14 protein-coding genes are annotated in these 14,353 nt (G+C 66.4%); 7 read left to right on the top strand and 7 right to left on the bottom strand.

Annotated features, from left to right (window positions below):
- Nucleotides 1-46 precede the first annotated feature (46 nt).
- Nucleotides 47-361 (bottom strand): co-chaperone GroES, encoded by a 315-nt coding sequence (groES, locus tag QX073_RS01930; protein WP_315714736.1) that lies wholly within the window; start codon nucleotides 359-361, stop codon nucleotides 47-49.
- A 379-nt stretch (nucleotides 362-740) separates the two neighbouring features.
- On the opposite strand from groES, the gene QX073_RS01935 reads away from it, so the two are divergent.
- The 3 genes from QX073_RS01935 (at nucleotide 741) to QX073_RS01945 (ending at nucleotide 4,076) form a co-directional block, all read left to right on the top strand.
- On the top strand, nucleotides 741-1,025 hold the full coding sequence (locus QX073_RS01935; protein ID WP_315714735.1) for an usg protein: 285 nt from the start codon (nucleotides 741-743) through the stop codon (nucleotides 1,023-1,025).
- A gap of 202 nt (nucleotides 1,026-1,227) precedes the next feature.
- On the top strand, nucleotides 1,228-1,833 hold the full coding sequence (locus tag QX073_RS01940; protein ID WP_315749404.1) for a cupin: 606 nt from the start codon (nucleotides 1,228-1,230) through the stop codon (nucleotides 1,831-1,833).
- Nucleotides 1,834-2,054: 221 nt separating this feature from the next.
- Complete coding sequence (locus tag QX073_RS01945) at nucleotides 2,055-4,076, top strand: acyltransferase family protein (RefSeq protein ID WP_316225244.1); 2,022 nt, start codon at nucleotides 2,055-2,057, stop codon at nucleotides 4,074-4,076.
- On the opposite strand, the gene QX073_RS01950 is transcribed toward QX073_RS01945, so the two are convergent.
- The gene (locus QX073_RS01950; protein ID WP_315749407.1) at nucleotides 4,014-5,264 is read right to left on the bottom strand and encodes a NupC/NupG family nucleoside CNT transporter; all 1,251 of its coding nucleotides are present in this window, start codon (nucleotides 5,262-5,264) and stop codon (nucleotides 4,014-4,016) included. The genes QX073_RS01945 and QX073_RS01950 overlap by 63 nt on opposite strands.
- A 118-nt stretch (nucleotides 5,265-5,382) precedes the next feature.
- On the opposite strand from QX073_RS01950, the gene QX073_RS01955 reads away from it, so the two are divergent.
- Entirely contained in the window at nucleotides 5,383-6,609 is a 1,227-nt protein-coding gene (locus QX073_RS01955; protein WP_315749409.1) for an MFS transporter, read from the top strand.
- A gap of 209 nt (nucleotides 6,610-6,818) precedes the next feature.
- Here QX073_RS01955 and QX073_RS01960 read toward each other — a convergent pair whose 3' ends face one another.
- From QX073_RS01960 to QX073_RS01980, 5 genes are all read right to left on the bottom strand, one after another.
- Entirely contained in the window at nucleotides 6,819-7,574 is a 756-nt protein-coding gene (locus tag QX073_RS01960) for an SDR family oxidoreductase (RefSeq protein ID WP_315749410.1), read from the bottom strand.
- Nucleotides 7,575-7,608: 34 nt separating this feature from the next.
- Nucleotides 7,609-8,367, bottom strand: coding sequence for a peptidase (locus tag QX073_RS01965; RefSeq protein ID WP_315714729.1), 759 nt, complete (start codon nucleotides 8,365-8,367; stop codon nucleotides 7,609-7,611).
- Between the two features lie 234 nt (nucleotides 8,368-8,601).
- Nucleotides 8,602-9,450 carry a transglutaminase family protein gene (locus QX073_RS01970; protein WP_315749412.1) on the bottom strand — a complete coding sequence of 283 codons (849 nt, stop codon included), beginning with the start codon at nucleotides 9,448-9,450 and terminating at the stop codon, nucleotides 8,602-8,604.
- Nucleotides 9,451-9,622: 172 nt separating this feature from the next.
- Nucleotides 9,623-10,567 carry an alpha-E domain-containing protein gene (locus QX073_RS01975; RefSeq protein ID WP_315714727.1) on the bottom strand — a complete coding sequence of 315 codons (945 nt, stop codon included), beginning with the start codon at nucleotides 10,565-10,567 and terminating at the stop codon, nucleotides 9,623-9,625.
- An 89-nt stretch (nucleotides 10,568-10,656) separates the two neighbouring features.
- The gene (locus QX073_RS01980) at nucleotides 10,657-12,075 is read right to left on the bottom strand and encodes a circularly permuted type 2 ATP-grasp protein (RefSeq protein WP_315749414.1); all 1,419 of its coding nucleotides are present in this window, start codon (nucleotides 12,073-12,075) and stop codon (nucleotides 10,657-10,659) included.
- 229 nt (nucleotides 12,076-12,304) lie between these two features.
- Here QX073_RS01980 and QX073_RS01985 point away from each other — a divergent pair, with 229 nt between their 5' ends.
- The 3 genes from QX073_RS01985 to QX073_RS01995 all read left to right on the top strand — a co-directional run bounded on the left by QX073_RS01985 (nucleotide 12,305) and on the right by QX073_RS01995 (nucleotide 14,330).
- A complete protein-coding gene (locus QX073_RS01985) occupies nucleotides 12,305-13,042 on the top strand; it encodes a competence/damage-inducible protein A (protein WP_315714725.1) in 738 nt (245 codons plus the stop codon).
- Nucleotides 13,043-13,080: 38 nt separating this feature from the next.
- Nucleotides 13,081-13,602, top strand: a complete 522-nt coding sequence (gene gpt, locus QX073_RS01990) for a xanthine phosphoribosyltransferase (RefSeq protein ID WP_315714724.1) — start codon at nucleotides 13,081-13,083, stop codon at nucleotides 13,600-13,602.
- A 104-nt stretch (nucleotides 13,603-13,706) separates the two neighbouring features.
- Nucleotides 13,707-14,330 (top strand): hypothetical protein, encoded by a 624-nt coding sequence (locus QX073_RS01995; RefSeq protein ID WP_316225245.1) that lies wholly within the window; start codon nucleotides 13,707-13,709, stop codon nucleotides 14,328-14,330.
- Nucleotides 14,331-14,353 lie beyond the last annotated feature (23 nt).

The following is a 14,353-nucleotide window of genomic DNA, read 5'->3' on the forward strand; positions in this document are numbered from 1 at the left end:
AGGGCGCCCGCAGGCGCTCCTCAGGGTGAGCGTTGAGCGGGTTGGCTTAGGCGGCCTTCTTCTTCGACGCGGTGTCGGTGAGCACGCCCATGATGTCGCTTTCCTTCATGATCAGCAGCTCGTGGCCGTCGATCTTGACCTCGGTGCCCGACCACTTGCCGAACAGCACGCGATCACCGACCTGGACGTCGAGCGGGACCAGCTTGCCGCTCTCATCGCGGGCGCCCGGGCCCACCGCGATCACTTCGCCCTGCGAGGGCTTTTCCTTGGCCGAGTCGGGGATGATGATGCCGCCAGCGGTCTTCTCTTCGGCGTCGATGCGCTTGACCACGACGCGGTCGTGAAGCGGACGGAAAGCCATACAGTCCTCCTAAGCTATTGAGGCGATTGTCAGTTTCTGGAAATTTGGCAGTCGGCGCCGGCGAGTGCCAGCACGCAGGCTGGATTTAGGGGAGAGCATTCAGCCGGGCAAGGGCTTGTAGCAGAAAAATTAGCAGTCAACTGCGGGCTCTGCCAAAGCGTTCCGATAGCGTTAACGGGAGCGGAACGGACCGTGAAACCCCGTATTAGCACCTGGGCTAAGTGGCTGCTAATGCAGCATTTTTCAACATGTCGTTAAACATTTAAGCTTGAGATGGGTTGAGGACATGCGTCACATTTCTAGGCAGTGAGCGCATCTTTGCCGGGTGGCTCCATCCCGGATGGCCACACGGACATGCGCTCCAGAAACGGAGGTTGGCATGGTGTCGAAGGTTGAGGTTTCCGAGGACTTTCGGAAACAGGTGCTGGGTTACGGGCTGACGACGGCGCAGATCCTGTATCGGATGCCGGACCATCGCTCGCTGCTGCAGACCTATGTCTGGCAGAACTACGACCTGTTTCCGAAATTCCCGGCGCTGCAGGACTTCCTGGCGTTCTGGCAGGAGAAGATCGAGGGTCCGCTGTATTCGGTCACGGTGGCGCATTCCAAGCTGATCAAGCCGGCCGAGCTGCGCGCCGTCGACGGCGTCTTCCGGCTGCATTGAGGCTGACAGCCACCGCTGCCGCCTCATGAGATTCCGGGGCGCGCGAAGCGCGAGCCCGGAATCCATCGGGCGGCAGAACGCGCGGAGGAATGGATTCCGGGCTCGTGCTTCGCACGCCCTGGAATGACGACCTTTGTTGGAGCGGCTGCTGGGACTCTCCATATGTGCTACCCTCGCGACGAGGATACGCAGGGAGAGCACCATGGCCACCAAGAGCCGGACGACCAAGCCCGCATCACGCGCCGCCGCCAAGTCAGCGGCGCTGAAGACCGGCAAGAGCAGTAAGGCGACGGCGAAGGCCGTTACGAGAACTAGCGCCAAGCCGCTGGCGAAGACGCCCGCCAAGCCGGGCCGGGCGGCTGCGCCCTCGGCGCGCAAGGCGCTGGCGAGCAAGGGGCGACCAGCGCCGGCGCCGCGCCGCCGCAAACAGAAGGTCGCGATCAGCCATCACCGCGAGGAGGACTTCAAGGCCGACGGCCTGCGCGCCTATGCCCATTACCGCGACCTCGGCATCGCCGACGCGACGCACGGTTTGGCGCGCGCGCATGTCATCCGCATGCTGCCGCCGTGCAATCCGCAGGAAGTCTCCAAGCTGCACACCCATGCGGTCGACTTCCAGATGGTCTATGTGCTCAAGGGCTGGGTGAAGAGCTACCTCGAAGGCGTCGGCGAGACGCTGATGCAGGAGGGCAGCTGCTGGACCCAGCCGCCGAAGATCCGGCACATGATCCTCGACTATTCCGACGACGTCGAGCTGCTGGAAGTGATCCTGCCGGCCGACTTCAAAACCGTCGAACTGTCGACGTAAAGCCGACAGAAATGGATGGAAACATTTGCGTGCGATGGACGGCGGTCCCATCGCGCGTGTGTGTTGACATCCGGTCTCGCGTCACTGGGACGGATGGGCCGGCGACGAATCCGTAAGAGGTGTTCGCCGCGGGCTTGCGTAAAGGCGTACCCGTCCCGTTGCCGCGCTTCGTCGTCCAGTTCGCTCCCACGATCCCGCGCGCGCCTCGCACGCGCGCATCGATGCAGCCCCGCTTCGCCAGCGCGGGCGCCGGCTCGGCTTCGGGTGTAGGACATCGCGAGGACATCGACTGGCTGCGCGCCATCGCGGTGCTCTCCGTCGTCGCATTCCATTTCGAGGCGCCGGCGATCTTCGGCGGCTTCGTCGGCGTCGACATCTTCTTCGTCATCTCCGGCTACCTGATCACCGGCATCATCGCCGCGGAGATCGCGGCGGGCCGCTTCTCGTTCGTGCAATTCTACGAGCGGAGGGTGCGGCGGCTGCTGCCGGCGCTCTACGCCATGGTGGCGTTCGCGGCGCTCCCGGCGTCGCAGGACATGCTGGGCTCCGAGCGCGCCGAATTCTTCCGTTCCGCGGCCGCCGTCGTCACCTTCACTTCGAACATCTTCTTCTGGCAGCAGTCGGGCTATTTCGACCACGCCGCGGTGGAGAAGCCGCTGCTGCACGCCTGGTCGCTCGCGGTCGAGGAGCAGTTCTATCTGGTGCTGCCGATCGTGGTCTGGGCCGTGTTGCTGCTAGCGCGCGGCCGCAGGCTGGCGCTGACTTTCACGCTGGCGCTGCTGGCTGCCGGCTCGTTCGCGCTCGGTTTGCTGCTGATGCGAGGCGGCGCGTCCGCGAGCGCATTCTTCCTCAGCCCGCCGCGCGCCTGGGAATTCCTGCTCGGCAGCCTGGTCGCGATATCCGGCCTTCCCGCACCGCGGCCTGGTCTCGCCCAGCGCGGCGCCCGCGCGCTGTCGCTGCTGCTGATGGCGGTGCCGATTCTGGCGCTGCGCCCCGGACCGGGTTTCCCCGGCGTCGACGCGCTGGCGCCATGCCTCGGCGCCGCGCTGTTCCTGTGGAGCGGCGCCCGCGTGGCCAACGTGCCGCGTAGCCCGCTATCGCCGCTCGGCGTGGCGGCGTTCTTCGGCCGCATTTCCTATTCGCTGTATCTGTGGCACTGGCCGTTGTTCGCCTTCGCGCGCTTCGCCAAGCCCGGCCTCGCGCTCGACGGCTGGGAGCGGGTGGCGTTGTTCGCGCTCACGGTCGCAGTCGCCACGTTGTCCTGGCGCTTCATCGAGCAGCCGTTCCGCCATCGCAAACTCGCAGCGACCCCGCGCGCGGCCTTCGGTCTTGCGGCGCTGGCAAGCCTGCTGCTGCTGGCCGGCAGCGGCGTGGGTCTGCTGCGCGCCGGCGCCGTGTCGGACGCCGACCGCGCGGCGCAGCGGCTGGACGCCTACAACGCCTACGACATGAAGCCGGTCTATCGCTACGGCACCTGCTTCACGACGCCGGACGGGCGCGTGCCCGAGGATTGCCTCCGTCCAGTGCCTGGCAAGACCAATTTGCTGCTGTGGGGCGACAGCTTTGCTGCGCACTACTACCACGGCCTCAAGGCCGAGCTCGATCCGGACACCGTCAACATCATGCAGGCGAGCCAGCCCACCTGCATGCCGACCTTCAGCGCGGAGACGCAGGGCGTGGCCGCCTGCCGCGCGCTGGCGGCCCAGATGCGCGACTACTTCGCGGCGCACCGGCCCGACCTGGTGGTGATGTCGGCCGATTGGCTCGAAGATGCCCGATCGCCGCGCTTTGCCGGAATGGTGCGCGACCTCAGGTCGACCCTGTCTCGGCTCAGTGATGCCGGCATTCCGGTGGTGCTGCTCGGCCCGTCCGTGCAATTTCGCGCGCGACTGCCGTCGATGCTGGCGCGCGCCACCTTGCGCGGCATGGCGCCGGATCCCGTGGCTTTCGTTCGCTCGGACATCTTCGCGCTGGATTCGGCCATGCAGGCGGGGCTGCCGAGTGGTGAGGGCTTTTCCTACGTTTCGATCCTGTCGGCGGTCTGCGAGAGCGGACGCTGTCCGCTCACGGTCGGCGACGTCCCGCTGTCGTTCGACCACGCGCATCTCACGGCGGCGGGCTCGCAGCTCGTGATGGCCCGGATCGCGCCGCTGCTTCTCCCGAAGACGACCGAGCTCAGCTCACGTCAGCAGGCCGACGATCGCGCCCATCAGGCAGGTGGTGAGGGTGCCCGAGACGATTGATTTCAGGCCGAGCGCGTTGATCTCGTCGCGCCGCGTTGGCGCCATGGTGCCGAGGCCCCCGATCATGATGCCGAGGCTGGCGAAGTTGGCGAAGCCGCACATCGCGTACAGCATGATCAGCCGCGCGCGCGGATCGAGCGCGCCGGCGTCGAGCTTGGCCAGCTCGACATAGGCGATCAGCTCGTTCAGCACCGTCTTGGTGCCCATCAGGCTGCCGGCGGTGACGGCCTCCGACCACGGCAGGCCCATCAGCCAGCACACCGGCGCCATCACGAGGCCGAGCAGCCGCTGCAGCGAGATGTCGGCGCCGCCGATGGCGGGCAAGAGCGACAGGATCGCGTTGGCGAGATGCACCAGCGCGACCAGCACCAGCAGCAGCGCCACGATGTTCATCAGGAGTTCGAGCCCGGCGCTGGTGCCCTTGACGATCGCGTCCATGGTCGAGGTGGCCTGAGTCCCGGGATCGCCGAGCGCGCCGCCGGTGAGCTGCTTCGACGTCTCCGGCACCATGATCAGGCTGACCAGGATCGACGCCGGCGCGCCGAGCACCGAGGCGATGACGAAATGCGCGGCGGCATCCGGGATCAGTGGCGCCAGCAGCGTGGCGTAGAGCACCAGCACGGTGCCGGCGATGCCGGCCATGCCGCCGGTCATGACGAGAAACAATTCGCTGCGCGTCATCTGCGCCAGATACGGCCGGATGAACAGCGGCGCTTCGACCATGCCGAGGAAGACATTCGCGGCGGTCGACAGGCCGACCGCGCCGCCGACGCCGAGGGTGCGCTCCAGCAGCCAGGCCATGCCGCGCACCAAGGGCGGCAGCACGCGCCAGTAGAACAACAGCGTCGTGATCACGCTCATGACCAGCACGATCGGCAGCGCCTGGAAGGCGAGCACGAAATCGGCACCGGGCGCCTTCAGCTCGAAGGGCAGGGCGCCGCCGCCGACATAGCCGAAGACGAAGGAGGTGCCGGCCCGGGAGGCCGACGAGATGGCGCCCACGACGTCGTTGATGGCGCCGAACGCGCGGGCGACCGCAGGCACCTTGAGCAGGACAATGGCCGTCACGAGCGTCACCACCAGCCCGAGCCCGGCCTGCTTCAACGACACCGCGCGCCGGTTTTCACCGAGCGCCCATGCGATCGCGAGCAGTGCGATTATCCCGAACGCCGATTGCAGCTGAAGCATCAGATCCCCCGAACCCCGTTTCATTATGGGCGCAGGGAACTGCCGCGTGCAATGCCGCGCGGGCCATGCGGGGCCCGCGATTGACAAGCAGTGAGGGCTGCGTCACGCAGGCGCCATCATGTCGTCCACCGTCCCGATCGGCGCGCGCGATCTCTTGAAGCAAAGCGCGTTCCTGTTCTTCCTGTCGTCCCGCAGCCTGTCGCGCTTTGCGAGCCAGATCGCGGCGGTGGCGATCGGCTGGCAGATCTACGATCTGACCGGGCGCGCCTTCGATCTCGGCATGGTCGGGCTGATCCAGTTCCTGCCAACGGCACTGCTGGTGTTCGTCGCCGGCAGCGCCGCCGACCGATTCCAGCGCAAGCGCGTCGTGCAGCTCTGTCAGCTCGTCGAGGCGCTGACGGCGCTCTATCTGTGCTGGGGCGCTTACGCCGGTCAGCTCGGCGAATTCCAGCTGTTCGCGGCCGTCTTCGTGCTCGGCATTGCCGGCGCCTTCGAAAGTCCGGCCACGGCGGCGCTGCTGCCGCTGATCGCGCCGTCCGGCACCTTGCAGCGGGCCAGCGCGCTGTCCAGCGGTGCAGCGCAGCTCGCGACCATCGCGGGGCCTGCGATCGGCGGCTTCGCCTATGCGGTCGCGCCCGGTGTGCCCTACGGCATCATGATGCTGTTCTGGATCGGAGGCATGGCCCTGACCGGCCTGATGCAGGTGCCTGATGACGTGCCGGCCGAGCGGCTCGAGGGCAGCAAGGACGATCTGTTCGCCGGCGTCCGCTTCATCCGCGCCAATCCGGCGATCCTCGGCACCATCTCGCTCGATCTGTTCGCGGTGCTGCTCGGCGGCGTCACTGCGCTGCTGCCGATCTACGCGCGCGATATTCTCGACACCGGGCCGTTCGGGCTCGGCGTGCTGCGCGCCGCGCCAGCGGTCGGCGCGCTGGCGATGACGGCGGTGCTGGCGCGCTACACCATTCGGCGGCGCGTCGGCCTGCGCATGTTCCAGGCGGTCATCGTGTTCGGTGCGGCGACGGTCGTGTTCGCCGTCTCGCATGTGATGTGGATCTCGGTCGCTGCGCTCGCCGTTCTCGGCGCCGCCGACACCGTCAGCGTCGTGATCCGCTTTTCTCTCGTTCAGCTCGCCACGCCCAACGAGATGCGCGGTCGCGTCGGCGCGGTGAACTTCCTGTTCATCAACGCCTCCAACCAGCTCGGCCAGTTCGAGAGCGGCGTCACCGCCGCGCTGCTAGGGGCCATGCCCGCCGCCATCCTCGGCGGCGTCGGCACCATCGCGATCGCGCTGGCGTGGATGAAGCTGTTTCCCGAGCTGCGGAAGGTGGAGCGGTTGGAGTAGGGCGAGCCGGCCGCGCTCTCTCCGTCATTCCGGGGCATCGCGCAGCGATGAGGCCGGAATCCATCACCGTGAGACGTCGTGTGACGAAGATAAATGCCACATCCATCTCGCGCCACACCACCGCGTGTGGCTATGGATTCCGGGCTCGCGCTTCGCGCGCCCCGGAATGACGAGTGGAGAGAGCAGGGAGCGGGATCTGAAAGAAGTGATCACCCCCGTCCGACGAACGGCATCTTCGTCGCCATCACCGTGATGAACAGGACGTTGGCGTCGAGCGGCAGGCCGGCCATGTAGGCGACGGCGTCGCCGACCGCCTTCACGTCCATGCGGGGCTCCGGCATCATGCGGCCGTCGGGCTGCAGCACGCCGCCGACCATGCGCTCGGTCATCGGCGTCTCGGCGTTGCCGATGTCGATCTGGCCGACCGCGATGTCATAGGCGCGGCCGTCGAGGTTCGACGCTTTCGTCAGACCCGTGATCGCGTGCTTCGTCGAGGTGTAGGGCGAGGAGAACGGCCGCGGCGCGTGCGCCGAGATCGAGCCGTTGTTGATGATGCGGCCGCCGCGCGGCGATTGATCCTTCATGATGCGGAAGGCGTGCTGCGTGCACAGGAACGGCGCCGTGAGGTTGGTCGCCACCACCGACTGCCATTGCTGCAGGGTGAGGTCCTCGAATGGCACCGGTGGCGCGCCCATGCCGGCATTGTTGAACAGCACGTCGAGCCGGCCGTAGGTCGACTTCACGGTGTCGAACAGCGCCGCGATCGAGGCGGGGTCCATCATATCGGCGGAGACGGGGAGGCTCATGCCGGCTGGGCCGAGCTTGGCGGTCTCCTCCAGCATCTCCTTGCGGCGACCGGCCAGCACCACGGTGAAGCCGGAGTTCATCAACGCGAGCGATGCGGCGCGGCCGACCCCCGTGCCTGCGCCTGTCACCAGCGCGATCTTCTTTGCCGCTTCAGCCATGTTTCCTCACCTTCAGTTCAAGTGTTTTGCAGTTTCAGTGTTTTGACTCGCTCTGAGTCTTATAGGGCGGCCTTGGAATGTTGTTATGCGCAGCGCGCAGGGCCGCCGACCAGCGCGAGCGGAGATCGTGGAAATAGGGCTCGCCGGCCTCGATGCGATGATTGAGGTCGGCCTCGCAGGCCTCCGCGCGCACGACCAGCACGTCGATCGGCAGGCCGACGCCGAGATTGGAGCGCATCGTCGAGTCCATCGAGATCAGGCCCGTCTTCAGCGCCTCGTAGAGCTCGACGTCGTAATGCATGGCGCGGTCGAGCACCGGCTTGCCGTATTTGTGCTCGCCGATCTGCAAGTACGGCGTGTCGGTGGTGCATTCGATGAAGTTGCCGGCGGTGTAGACCATGAACAGCCGCATCCGCGAGCCCTTGATCTGGCCGCCGAACAGGAACGAGACGTCGAACGAGATGTCTTCGGCCTTCAGCGCCGGGCCTTCGGTGGCGTGCACCATGCGGATCGCCTTGCCGATGCGCTGTGCGGCCTGAAACATCGTCGGCGCGTTCATCAGGGTCTCGACCTCGCCGGTGTCGGGGTCTTCCATCCCTTCGGTCAAGGTCGATAGGACGGACTGGCTGATGGCGAGATTGCCGGCGCTGGCGACCGCCACGATGCGCTCGCCCGGATTGGAGAAGATGTGCAGCTTGCGGAAGGTCGAGACGTTGTCGAGACCGGCATTGGTTCGGGTGTCCGCGATCATGACGAGGCCGTCACGCACCAGAATTCCGCAGCAATAGGTCATCTCAGTCCCCTCGAGCCATTGCGCGAATTACTAGCGAAAATCGGCCTCCCGTCCACCCCCGCCAATGTCGAAGCCGGAATGAGCGGTCGCTCCACAAAAGGTCGTCATTCCGGGGCGGAGCGAAGCGACGAGCCCGGAATCCATCCCTCCGTGCATTCTGCCGCCCGATGGATTCCGGGCACGCGCTTCGCGCGCCCCGGAACGACACCATGGCTGGAGCGCGCGTTCCAGAATTCAGGACTGCCGCTGCGACTGGGATTGCGACGGACCGCCGCGGCCGACCTGCTCGACCTTCACTTTCACGGTGAGCGTCTCGGTGCCGCCGCCATAGCGTGTGCCGCGCACCGGCGCCGCGCCGAGATAATCGAGTCCGATCGCGACCCGGACATGAGCGTCGGTGGTGCAGATGCAGTTGGCGGCGTCGAAACCGACCCAGCCGAGATCCGGTACATAGGCTTCCGCCCAGGCATGGCCGGCCTCCTGGTGCACTGCACCATCGGAACGCAGGAAGTGGCCGGATACGAAACGCGCGGGAATGCCGGCGGCGCGCGCGCAGGCGATGAAGATATGCGCATAGTCCTGGCAGACGCCGCGCTTCAGCACGAAGGCTTCCGCCGCCGAGGTGCCGCTGTGGGTCGGATCCTCGTCGAAGGTCATGTGCTCGTAGACCTGCATCATCAGCGTGTGCAGGAGGCCGAGTACGTCGCTCTCCGACTCCGCGCGCAGATCGCGCACGACGGCGGCCATGGCCGCATTTGCGGCCGTGAGCGGCGTCTGCCGGAGGAAGAAGCTGGGTGGGAAGCGTTCGTCCGCTCCCTTCAGCACGCCGCCGGTGTCGTGGGTCTCGACCAGTCCTTCGGCGGTGATCGTGAGGTCCTCGAGCGCGCCATGCGTGATCACGTGGGTGACGTTGCCGAATGCGTCCTCGTGCATGTCGAGGCGGGAATCGGTCGACACGTCGATCTGCCACTCCGCCACATATTGGCCGTCATTGCTGCCGGGCGTCATGCGGATGATCTGGATCGCGCCGGTCGCCGCCGGCTCGTAGCGGTAGGTGGTGGAATGGGAGATACGCAGGCGCATGGCGGTCGACCAGTCTTCGTCAGATGTGCTGTCCGCGGTAGCTCGTTTCACCTCTCCCTGAAAGGGGGAAGGAGGATCCGTCGGGCGGAGGGCAGGGGGCCGGGTGCCGGACGTGGTCTCGCAGTCACAGTCCGACGGCCGCCCATCGCCGTATTCGCCGCGCTCCAGGCGCTCAGATCAGATACTGCTTGGTGATGATCTCTCCGAGCCGTGAATTGTCGGCGATGAACTCCTGGATGAACTCGTGCACGCCGCGCTGGAAAATGTCGTCCATGTTGGAGTGGTCGAGCCGGTTGCGGACGCCGCGGGCATGGCGCTGCGCCGCCCCCTGGCGGCCATAGGCGACGCCAATCTGGTCGAGATTGCGGACGAGGTTGCCGTAGCAGCTCGCCAGCGAGCGCGGCAGCGTGTCGTTGAGGATCAGCAGGTCCGCGATCAGCCAGGGCTTCAGCGTCTCGCGATAGACCCAGTGATAGGCCGTGAGGGCCGAGACCGAACGCAGGATCGAGGTCCACTGATAATAGTCCAGCGGGCCGCCGACATGCTCCTCCTCGGGCAGTAACACGTGATATTTGACGTCGAGGATGCGGGCGGTGTTGTCGGCGCGCTCCAGATGCAGCCCGAGCCGCGAGAACCAGTAGGCGTCGTTGCGCAGCATGGTCCGGTAGGCCGAGCCGTCGAAGCGCAGCGAGGTTTCCTGCACGAAGCGCAGGAAGCGCGCCAGCTCCTCGCGCGTCTTGGTGCCCTTGCTCCAGACCTCCTGGAGCTCGATCCAGGAGCCGTTGAGGGTGTCCCACATCTCCGACGTCAGCGCCGTCCGCACCGAGCGGGCGTTGAGGCGGGCGGCCTCGATGCAGTTCTTGATCGAGGACGGGTTCGACTGGTTGAACGAGAGATATTCGACGACGTTCTGCTCGTTGGCCTCGGAGTAATGCTCGTAGAAGCTGACGTTGACGCCGGCGGTCATCAGCGCCGATTCCCACTCATTGGTCTTGCCGATATAGGCCGCGGGAAGCGCCGTGACGCGCAGGGTGGCGTCGATGGTGCGGGCGAGGTACTCGGCGCGCTCGACGTAGCGGGCCAGCCAGTACAGATTTTCGGCGGTGCGCGACAGCATGGGCAATCTATGAGGTGCGATGTGAACCCGCCCCGGCGAGGGGGAAGGCATGCACGGGAACGAAGCGCGTGAAGCGAGGGCGGCGAGGCTTACTCATCCAGCACCCATGTGTCCTTGGTGCCGCCGCCCTGGCTGGAATTCACCACCAGCGAGCCTTCCTTCAGCGCCACGCGGGTGAGGCCGCCGGGCACGATGGTGGTGCGGTCGCGGCCGGTCAGCACGAACGGGCGCAAATCGACATGGCGCGGTGCCAGCCCTGACGTGACGCAGGTCGGGCAGGTCGACAGCGCCAGCGTCGGCTGCGCGATGAAGCCCTCCGGCTCGCGCTTCAGCTTGTCGCGGAACGCCTCGATGGTCGCCTTGGTGGCGGCCGGGCCGATCAGCATGCCGTAGCCGCCGGAGCCGTGCACCTCCTTGACGACGAGCTCGCCGAGATGGTCGAGCACGTAGGACAGATCCTGCGGCTCACGGCAGCGCCAGGTCTGCACGTTCTTCAGGATCGGCTCCTCGCCGAGATAGAACTTCACGACATCGGGCATGTAGGAGTAGATCGCCTTGTCGTCGGCGATGCCGGTGCCGACCGCGTTGGCGAGCGTCACGTTGCCGGCAACATAGGCCGACATCAGGCCGGGCACGCCGAGCGCCGAATCCGGGCGGAAGGTGAGGGGGTCGAGGAAGTCGTCGTCGACGCGGCGGTAGATCACGTCGACCCGCTTCAGCCCCTCGGTAGTGCGCATGAACACCTCGTCGTTCTTGACGATGAGGTCGCGGCCCTCGACCAGCTCGATGCCGAGCTTGTCGGCCAGGAACGAGTGCTCGTAATAGGCGGAGTTGTAGATGCCCGGCGTCATCAGCGCTACCGTCGGCTCGGCCGAGGCGCTGAGCGGCGCCACCGAGCGCAACGCCGATAGCAATTCGTCCGGATAGCGCTCGACCGGCGCGACGCGGTGGCGCGCGAACAGGTCCGGAAACAGCCGCATCATGATCTCGCGGTTTTCCAGCATGTAGGACACGCCCGACGGCGTGCGCGCGTTGTCCTCGAGCACGATGAAGTCGTTGGCGTCGACGCGGACGATGTCGATGCCGGCGATATGGACGTAGACGTCGTGCGGCACGTCCTGGCCGTTCATCTCCGGGCGGAACACCGGGTTCTGGAAGATCAAGTCATCCGGGATGACGTTGGCGCGGAGGATGTCCCGGCCATGATAGATGTCGCGCAGGAACATGTTCAGCGCCTTGACGCGCTGCTTCAGTCCCTTCTCCAGCAGGGTCCATTCCTTGCCCGAGAGGATGCGCGGGATGACGTCGAACGGGATCAGCCGCTCCTGCGCCTCCGCCTCGCCGTAGACCGCGAAGGTGATGCCGATTCGCCGGAACAACAGCTCCGCTTCGTGGCGGCGATACTCTAGCGCCTCCGGCGGCGTTTCCTTCAGCCACCGCGACAGCTCCTGATACGCCTGACGGACCTCGCCGCCCGGCCCGTTCATTTCGTCGAACGCAACTGCCATAGATGCCCGTGTGTCCCAGCCTCGCCATACACTGCATGACTCCTCGGGATGGTAGCAAGGGGCGGGCCAGCGCGATATGCATTCTCCTGCGGCATTTCGTGGGGGGGTGCGAAGGCCGTGCCCGAAAAACCGGCTGCGTGGTGCTCAAATCCGCGGCATAGACTGCGACGTTCCGGATGACATTGGCGCCGTGGCGGGCCAAAAGAGACGACAGATGCGAGGAGAAACCATGAGCGAGATCGTCACCGCGGGGTTGCTGGTCATCGGCGACGAGATCCTGTCCGGCCGCACCAAGGACAAGAACATCGGCTTCATCGCCGAATACCTCACCAATCTCGGCATCGACCTCAAGGAGGTCCGGGTGGTCTCCGACGACGAGCCGGACATCATCGCGGCGCTCGATGCGCTGCGGCATCGCTACACCTATGTGTTCACCACCGGCGGCATCGGTCCGACCCATGACGACATCACCGCGGATGCGATCGCCAAGGCGTTCGGCGTCGGCATCGACCACCATCCCGAGGTGGTGGCGCGCTTCCGCGAGCGCTGGAGCGAGCAGGAGCTCAACGAGGCGCGGCTGCGCATGGCGCGCATCCCCGACGGCGCCGAGCTGATCCAGAGCGCCACCATCCTGGCGCCCGGCTTCAAGCTCGGCAACGTCATCGTCATGGCCGGCGTGCCGTCGATCATGCAGGCGATGATGGACATCGTCGCGCCGAAGCTGAAATCGGGCGTGCGCATGCTGTCGGAGACCGTGCGCGCCAATGCCCGCGAGGGCGATATCGGCGGCCCCCTGCGCGAGATCGCCAAGGCGCACCCCGAGACCATCATCGGCAGCTATCCCTTCATCGACGAGGACCAGAAGCCGAACACGCATCTGGTGGTGCGCTCGCGCGACCAGGACAAGCTGTCGGCCGCGATGGCGGCCGTGAAGGAGATGCTCGCCGGGCTGAATGTGACGCGCTAAAGCAGGTGCAGCTTTCGAGAACTCACGGACGAGATGAGATGCCAGACAAGACTTTGAGTGCAGAGGAGCGCGCGGGCCGGGCCTTCCCGGTGTCCTGGGACCAGTTTCATCGCGATTGCCGGGCGCTGACCTGGCGGCTGAACGAGATCGGGCCGTTTCATGCCGTCGTGGCCATCACCCGCGGCGGACTGGTGCCGGCGGCGATCGTGGCGCGCGAGCTTGGCGTGCGCGTCATCGATACGATCTGCATCGCGAGCTATGACCACACCAAGCAGGGCGAGCTGCAGGTCCTGAAGGGCATCTCGGCCGACACGGCGCAACTCGGCGGCGGCACCGGCAAGGGGCTCCTGATCGTCGATGATCTCGTCGATACCGGCAAGACCGGACGCATGGTCCGCGAGATCCTCCCCGACGCCCATTTCGCCACCGTCTACGCCAAGCCGAAGGGCCGGCCGCTGGTCGACACCTTCATCACCGAGGTGTCGCAGGACACCTGGATCTTCTTCCCCTGGGACACCGCGCTGTCGTTCGCGCCGCCGCTGCGCGACGGGGCGGCGTAAGCCCGGAGAGTGGCGAATAGGGAGTAGCGAATAGGGAATTCGGGTGGGCGAGGCGTTCGCTATTCGCTACTCCCCATTCGCTATTCGCCAGCCGAAGGCTCGCCATGCCGCTGCAGAACCGCGTCACGCCGATGGGCGATATCGTCGCCGCGCCGCATCGCGGCCTCTTCACCGGAAATCGCGGCATCATCCACGACCCCGCCACGAAGACGCTGCTGAACCGGCGCTGGTCGAGTCCCGCCTGGCTGGTCTGCCTGTGCGAGTTTCGCGGCAAGCGCCGCAAGGTCATGGCAACGCAAAGCTGGACCGAGCTGTTCTTCCTTGACGAGGCGACCGCGCTCGCCGCCGGTCATCGCCCCTGCTTCTACTGCCGCCGCGACGACGCCAAGAGGTTTCGTGCGGCGTGGGAGGAGGGCAACGGCGTCGGGGCACTGCGCATCTCCGAGATCGATCGCGTGCTCCATCGCGAGCGCCTCGATCGCGGTCGCAAGCGCCTGCATCCGCTGCCGACGCCGCTCGCCGCCTTGCCTGACGGGGCCATGGTGCAGGCAGGCGAGGAGAGCTTTCTGATCCGAAAAGGCAGGGCGCTGCCCTGGTCGGCGGCGGGCTATGACGCGCCACGCGCAGGGATCACCGACGCGTTGCTGCTGACCCCGCCCTCGACGCTGCGCGCGATCAAGGCGGGCTACGCGCCGGTGCTGCATCCGAGCGCGATGACCGTCGGGTGATCGGGGCGCCGTGCGGATGTGCC

The sequence above is a fragment of the Bradyrhizobium sp. SZCCHNS3052 genome (assembly GCF_032484495.1).
In the GTDB taxonomy this organism is placed as follows: Bacteria; Pseudomonadota; Alphaproteobacteria; order Rhizobiales; family Xanthobacteraceae; genus Bradyrhizobium.

Coding starts and splice junctions, on each gene's coding strand:
- groES (WP_315714736.1), bottom strand. CDS start 361: ATGGCTTTCCGTCCGCTTCACGACCGCGTCGTGGTCAAGCGCATCGAC.
- QX073_RS01935 (WP_315714735.1), top strand. CDS start 741: ATGGTGTCGAAGGTTGAGGTTTCCGAGGACTTTCGGAAACAGGTGCTG.
- QX073_RS01940 (WP_315749404.1), top strand. CDS start 1,228: ATGGCCACCAAGAGCCGGACGACCAAGCCCGCATCACGCGCCGCCGCC.
- QX073_RS01945 (WP_316225244.1), top strand. CDS start 2,055: ATGCAGCCCCGCTTCGCCAGCGCGGGCGCCGGCTCGGCTTCGGGTGTA.
- QX073_RS01950 (WP_315749407.1), bottom strand. CDS start 5,264: ATGCTTCAGCTGCAATCGGCGTTCGGGATAATCGCACTGCTCGCGATC.
- QX073_RS01955 (WP_315749409.1), top strand. CDS start 5,383: ATGTCGTCCACCGTCCCGATCGGCGCGCGCGATCTCTTGAAGCAAAGC.
- QX073_RS01960 (WP_315749410.1), bottom strand. CDS start 7,574: ATGGCTGAAGCGGCAAAGAAGATCGCGCTGGTGACAGGCGCAGGCACG.
- QX073_RS01965 (WP_315714729.1), bottom strand. CDS start 8,367: ATGACCTATTGCTGCGGAATTCTGGTGCGTGACGGCCTCGTCATGATC.
- QX073_RS01970 (WP_315749412.1), bottom strand. CDS start 9,450: ATGCGCCTGCGTATCTCCCATTCCACCACCTACCGCTACGAGCCGGCG.
- QX073_RS01975 (WP_315714727.1), bottom strand. CDS start 10,567: ATGCTGTCGCGCACCGCCGAAAATCTGTACTGGCTGGCCCGCTACGTC.
- QX073_RS01980 (WP_315749414.1), bottom strand. CDS start 12,075: ATGGCAGTTGCGTTCGACGAAATGAACGGGCCGGGCGGCGAGGTCCGT.
- QX073_RS01985 (WP_315714725.1), top strand. CDS start 12,305: ATGAGCGAGATCGTCACCGCGGGGTTGCTGGTCATCGGCGACGAGATC.
- gpt (WP_315714724.1), top strand. CDS start 13,081: ATGCCAGACAAGACTTTGAGTGCAGAGGAGCGCGCGGGCCGGGCCTTC.
- QX073_RS01995 (WP_316225245.1), top strand. CDS start 13,707: ATGCCGCTGCAGAACCGCGTCACGCCGATGGGCGATATCGTCGCCGCG.